4 protein-coding genes are annotated in these 6,000 nt (G+C 55.1%); 2 read left to right on the top strand and 2 right to left on the bottom strand.

What is annotated here, in order from left to right; translation table 11 throughout:
- Positions 1–146 precede the first annotated feature (146 nt).
- A complete protein-coding gene (locus tag AC2FC2_RS20105) occupies positions 147–1,535 on the bottom strand; it encodes a NarK family nitrate/nitrite MFS transporter (protein ID WP_209635403.1) in 1,389 nt (462 codons plus the stop codon).
- Between the two features lie 363 nt (positions 1,536–1,898).
- Between AC2FC2_RS20105 and narX the strand changes: the two genes are divergently transcribed.
- Together narX and narL are read left to right on the top strand one after the other, a co-directional pair.
- On the top strand, positions 1,899–3,683 hold the full coding sequence (gene narX, locus AC2FC2_RS20100) for a nitrate/nitrite two-component system sensor histidine kinase NarX (protein WP_209635404.1): 1,785 nt from the start codon (positions 1,899–1,901) through the stop codon (positions 3,681–3,683).
- Positions 3,684–3,717: 34 nt separating this feature from the next.
- Positions 3,718–4,368, top strand: a complete 651-nt coding sequence (gene narL, locus AC2FC2_RS20095; protein WP_209635406.1) for a two-component system response regulator NarL — start codon at positions 3,718–3,720, stop codon at positions 4,366–4,368.
- Here the strand turns inward: narL and AC2FC2_RS20090 are convergent.
- On the bottom strand, positions 4,365–5,876 hold the full coding sequence (locus AC2FC2_RS20090; protein WP_490659784.1) for a YchO/YchP family invasin: 1,512 nt from the start codon (positions 5,874–5,876) through the stop codon (positions 4,365–4,367). The genes narL and AC2FC2_RS20090 overlap by 4 nt on opposite strands.
- Positions 5,877–6,000 lie beyond the last annotated feature (124 nt).

Below are 6,000 nucleotides of genomic sequence, written 5' to 3'. Positions count from 1 at the left end.
AGAGCGCGGGTTGCAAGGGGCCGCGCTTACGGCCCCTTGCTCGGTCGAGGCGCATGAGCCTCATGGTGCTTCGCGCGCTTATCGACCGAAAAGAGCGTTGAACTCGCTAAAAAAACCTACGTGGCCAACATTATCCGAACGTGTGATTACTTTTTACGACCGTAGACCACCCAAGTGATCACAACACAGAGCACATAGAATACCAGGAAGACTTTCATCGCCCCTGCTGGTGAGCCCGTCAGCGCGAGCGAAGTACCGAATGCCTGCGGAATAAAGAAGCCGCCAGCGGCGCCTATTGCCGAGATAAACCCCAGCGCCGCCGCAGAATCGGTGACCGCCTCACGCTGTGCACTCTCGTCGCTGCCGCCGCTAGCTTTAACCCGTTCGACGGTGATTTTCCGAAAGATCACGGCAATCATCTGGAAAGTCGAGCCGCTGCCCAAACCGGCTGTCAGGAACAACAACATGAATACGCCGTAAAAAGCCATAAATGAACCGCTATCACCGGCACCCGGTAAGGTCAGGAACAGCAATGCGGCAAACACCGCCATCAATATGAAGTTAATCAGCGTGACGCGAATGCCGCCAAAGCGATCGGACAGCGCCCCGCCCACAGGACGAGCTAAAGCACCAAGGAAGGGACCGAAGAAAGCATAATGCAGAATCACAACGTCCGGGAATTGTGTTTTAGACAGCATGGCGAAGCCGGCGGAAAAACCGATAAAGGACCCGAAGGTTGCCAGATACAACAGGCTCAACACCCACAGATGACCGCGTTTAAGCACCGGTAACTGCTGACGCAGCGACGCTTTGGAGGCCGCCAGATCGTTCATGCCAAACCATGCGAACAATGTACCTATCAACAAGAACGGTACCCAAATCCAGGCCGCATTTTCCAACCACAGCTGACTGCCGTCCGGTTGTGTTTGGCCAGTACCGCCAAATACGCCGAATATGGCCACGGAGATCACCAGTGGGGCGACCAGCTGCATCACGCTAACGCCTAAATTGCCCAAACCGCCATTGAGCCCCAGGGCGCCCCCTTGCCGTGCTTTAGGGAAAAAGAAGCTGATGTTGGCCATGCTGGAAGCAAAGTTGGCGCCAGCAAAACCGCACAACAACGCGATGATGACAAACACGCCATAAGGGGTGGTGGCGTCTTGCACGGCAAACCCCAGCCACAGGCAGGGTATCAACAGAAAACAGGTGCTGATCGCCGTCCAACGGCGCCCACCGAACAGCGGGATAACAAACGAATAAGGCACACGCAGAATAGCACCCGACACAGAAGGTAACGCGGTGAGTAAAAACAGCTGATCGGTAGTGAAATTGAAACCGACTTTGTTCAGATTAACCGCCACCGCGCTGAACAACATCCAAACGCAGAAAGCCAACAGTAGGCAGGGAATGGAAATCCACAGGTTGCGGTTGGCAACGCGTTGACCGCGCTGTTGCCAGAATGCGGCATCCTCAGGCTGCCAGTCCTGAATAACCGCGCCTGTTTTTTTTGATAATGACGTTGCAGATTGCGACATAAAAACCTCAGACACAGGGTGATAATTCCGCCCACCCTAGGCGGCGATCCCCCCGGCAAAGTTGATGTAAATCAACCCGGATGCAGGTAGCAAACGCGCGGAAAATCCCCACCAGCCCTTTATGAGTAAGGGGCGCTTTCCCGCAAAAACAATACAAATCAAAAGATTAAAAAATACCCGATGTCATCCTGATGCATCCGCAGCCCAGCCAGGAAACTAGGGGGTACTTCGTTAGAGGTATGGGGTTATGCGCGGGGATAATGAAAAATAATGCTGAATCGTTACTCTATTCACTGGCATCACCTGCTCCTGCACTCAGGTTTCCAGTTGTTGCATTGCGTTACCGCCGGGGATCCAAAACCTATGAAACGCCTGTTAGCTCCGCTTTCCATCGTTAACCAGGTAGCTATATTAATGCTGCTTCTGGGCATATTGGGCGTTGCTGGCATGAGCATTTCTGCCTGGATGTCGCAAAGCATTCAAGGCAATGCGCACGCCATCAATAAAGCCGGTTCCTTACGTATGCAAAGTTACCGTCTGTTGGCACAAGTGCCTTTGAATGCCCACAGCGAAGCGCTGATTCGCGAACTGGATCAGGACGCAAACAGCCCTGATTTGCAGCGTTCGGTACAACAAGAGCAACTGACCGAACAATTTCAGGCACTGCACAATTACTGGCAATTAACGCTGTTGCCACAGCTGCGCAATGCCCAGCGGCCAGCAGAGGCTGCCGCCCAGGTTGCGCATTTCGTGTCACTGCTGGATACGCTGGTTTCCGATATCGACCATCACACCGAACGCCGGCTGTTGACAGTCACCCTGGTGCAGGCGGTGTTTATCGTACTGACATTGCTGCTTTTGGTCGGCACCATTTGCTATCTGCGCCGTCGCCTGCTGCACCCGTGGCGCCAACTGGTGGAGATGGCGCTGTCAGCAGGCCGTGGCGATTTTAGTCGACGCTTTGCTCAACGCGGCCATCAGGATGAAATGGCCTCGCTGGGCGGCGCGTTGAACACCATGTCCGACGAATTGGCCACAATGTATAACGGGCTAGAACAACGCGTTGCGGAAAAAACCGCCGACCTGCAGCAAAAAAATCAGGTGTTGAGTTTTTTGTATTGTGCCAGCCGCCAATTACACGCCAATGAACCGCTGTGCAGCCGACTGACGCCCATCCTCAATAAGCTGCAAGCCCTGACGCCATTACGTGCCATTCAGGTGCGATTGTACGAAAACAACAGCCAAGAACAGTTTGTCCAATTGAGCGGCAACCAGCCGCTTCGACCGGAATACTGCAACAACCCGGTATGTAGCGCTTGTCTCAGCGATGACAGCCCACAGCACGCCGATCTCCCTTTACTGAGCTGGAGCCTGAGCGACAAGCTGGGAGATTACGGCGTCATTATCGCGCAACATACGTCACAGCAGCCGCTGAACGACGACCACCAGCAGTTGATCAACACCCTGGTTGAGCAGTTGACCAGCGTGCTGGCTATTGAGCGCCAGGTTGACCATCAACAACAGCTCATGCTGATGGAGGAACGCGCAGCGATAGCGCGCGAACTGCATGATTCCATTGCCCAGTCGCTGTCATGTTTGAAGATGCAAACCAGTTGCCTGCAAATGCAAGGGGCCGAGCTCTCACCGGCGAATTTGGCGCTGGTTCAGCAAATGCGCGAAGAACTGAACATTGCCTATCGGCAACTGCGCGAATTGCTGACCACGTTCCGTCTACGGTTAACCGAGCCGGGGCTGCTGGCGGCATTGCAGTCGACGGTTCAGGAATTTAGCCAACGGCTCGGCATCACCATCAACCTCGATTATCAATTAACGCCACGTACAGTGCCTGCGTATCAGGCCATCCACCTGTTGCAGATTGCCCGCGAAGCCTTAAGTAACATCCACAAACATGCCCAGGCTAGCCGGGTGAACATTCAGGTCATCAATCAACGAGGGGAAGTGACCCTGAGTGTCAGTGATAACGGTCGTGGGCTGCCGGAAAATACCGCCCGCCCTGATCATTACGGCCTGATAATTATGCGCGATCGCGCCAAAAGCCTGCACGGCCGCTGCGAAATACTGCCCTGCAACGGCGGCGGCACTGAAGTCCGGGTGGTATTCAAACCGGACAACCACGCCATCGACTAAGAGCCGATCCCAATCGGCTCTCATGGGAGAAAACATGACAACTGAAACTGCCGCCACCATTTTACTGATTGACGACCACCCAATGCTGCGTAACGGCGTAAAACAGCTCATCGGCATGGATCCGCGCCTGCAGGTGATCGCCGAGGCCGGTAATGGTGAACAAGGCGTCACACTGGCCGAAGAGCACGATCCTGATCTGATCCTGCTTGACCTCAACATGCCGGGTATCAACGGGTTGGAAACGCTGGATCGTTTGCGAATGACCGCACTCTCCGGACGCATTGTCGTGTTTAGCGTCTCGAATCATGAAGATGATGTCGTCAGCGCGCTAAAACGCGGCGCCGATGGCTATCTGCTTAAAGACATGGAACCGGAAGAGTTGCTGAAAGCTTTGCATCAGGCGGCGACCGGTCAAATGGTACTCAGCGAAGCCTTAACGCCCATTCTGGCCGCCAGCCTGCGTGAGAACCGCCCCAGCGCCGAGCGCGATATCCAGCAACTCACGCCGCGCGAACGCGACATTCTTAAGCTGATCGCTCAAGGCCTGCCGAATAAAATGATCGCACGCAAATTGACCATCACTGAGAGCACCGTCAAGGTGCACGTTAAGCACCTCTTAAAAAAAATGAAGCTGAAGTCGCGCGTTGAGGCCGCAGTATGGGTATTACAGGGCAAGAACGGTTAGTTATCGCCGTATAACGGCCCAGTCTCTGCCGGGATAGCCGGCGTTTGCAGTATTTTTGCCGGTGGCAGACCTTCCTTGTTACCGGCAGACAGCGTCAAAGGCGTTGTCACCTGCAGTTGGATCCAGTTTGAGGTTACCAACTGGTGCTTGTCATCCTCCAGCGTAACCGATAAACGGTAACTGTTGCTGGCACCCGGTGCGTCATCCCATTGCGGCACAATCAGGCTCCATCCATGCGGATCGTTACTGTTTTGTGACGGCGTCAAGCTCAAGGCCTGGGTGTCTCCCTGCCAGCTGACGTGGGTGATCTTGTTGGTGGTTTTAATTTCCAAGACCAACGGCAGCGTTTCCCCCGGATTCAGTTGCCAGGGGGGTGTCGCCAGGAACACCTGTAGCGTTTTGCGCTGGCGGAACGCCATCACCGGCACATTTTTGCGCTCGATGTTGTCATAACGGCTGCCGCGTAACGACTTGGCCTGCGCAACATATTCTGGCGATATCTGTTTCACCAAGGGCACGCCGAGCCGATAACTTAGCGCCAACTCGACCTGATCCTGACTCACGCCACCCTCACCCATCTTATGCAACGCTTTCACCGTGACCAAGGGAACCGGGGTGTAATTTACCCCCAACTGCATAGCCCGCGGGTCATTTTGCTTTTTACCGCTGCCAAACAGATCGACATTCTCTCCCCAATACTGCTCATAGCTGAGCGAGCCACCAATCTGGCGATAAAATGGCAGGTAGCCTTGCGTAGTAATGTCATAGCCCTTCGCCGGCCGGCTAAGAAACTCCGCGTTATCGGCCTGTTGCGCCAGGGCTGATAACGGGTAGTAATAGTTTGCTGAGAAACGCAGGAAATCGCCCCAGGCCTCCGCTCCCAAGCTGGCGCGGTTGTGATGACGTTCGAAATCGCTGTCGAGCACCGTGTTATACCCGAGTAACCAATCGCCAGCGACCCAGCGCTGCCCAACGCCAAGATTGCCGAGCGAACCGCCCGTTTGCTGCAGCAAACCTATCTGGCTGTAGGTCAGCAGGCCGTTGACATCATAAAGCGGGCTGAACAGCTGCCCGCTGCTGCCGGCAAAATCCCCGCGATCGGACATGGCCAACGACAGTTTTGCGGTCCCCAGTGGAGAGAGCAATTCCTGAGCCTGTTGTTGCAATACATCACTGGCTTGGCCCACGGCATAGTTTTCGGCACGGGCACGCACCTGCTGGCCCGAAACGTTATTAAGATTACGTTCCCCCAACTGCTTGGCCATGGTGGCCCACTCTTTCTCGCGTTCGGCATCATTCGACGTGTTGCTGCCCAGCTCAGGAAGACTATCGTCCGCGGTGGGTTGTGGGGTCACGGTGTCTGGCGCTGGCGGGGACTCGGCATAGGCGGGTAACGCACAGGCAAACGCCCCCAACAACCACGCGGCCGGTGAACAACCAGCAAGGCGGGAGAGGACATGAACGGCTTCTCTCATTGTACAACGTGCTTTTTGTATAACGTCTGTCATTACGCAGTCGCCGCCGCCTCATCCAGAAGGCTTGGCGCATAAACCTTTTTTTGCTGCAGCCACTCCAGGCAACAGACACCCCAAGGATCACACACTGGCTGAACAGAGGGCGTTTCTCTGCCGG

This window comes from Serratia sp. CoH_122_TC_1 (assembly GCF_058191755.1).
Note: the sequence above shows the minus strand (reverse complement) of the source record. Positions and strands in the feature narration are given on the sequence as shown.

Coding starts and splice junctions, on each gene's coding strand:
- AC2FC2_RS20105 (WP_209635403.1), bottom strand. CDS start 1,535: ATGTCGCAATCTGCAACGTCATTATCAAAAAAAACAGGCGCGGTTATT.
- narX (WP_209635404.1), top strand. CDS start 1,899: ATGAAACGCCTGTTAGCTCCGCTTTCCATCGTTAACCAGGTAGCTATA.
- AC2FC2_RS20090 (WP_490659784.1), bottom strand. CDS start 5,876: ATGACAGACGTTATACAAAAAGCACGTTGTACAATGAGAGAAGCCGTT.
- narL (WP_209635406.1), top strand. CDS start 3,718: ATGACAACTGAAACTGCCGCCACCATTTTACTGATTGACGACCACCCA.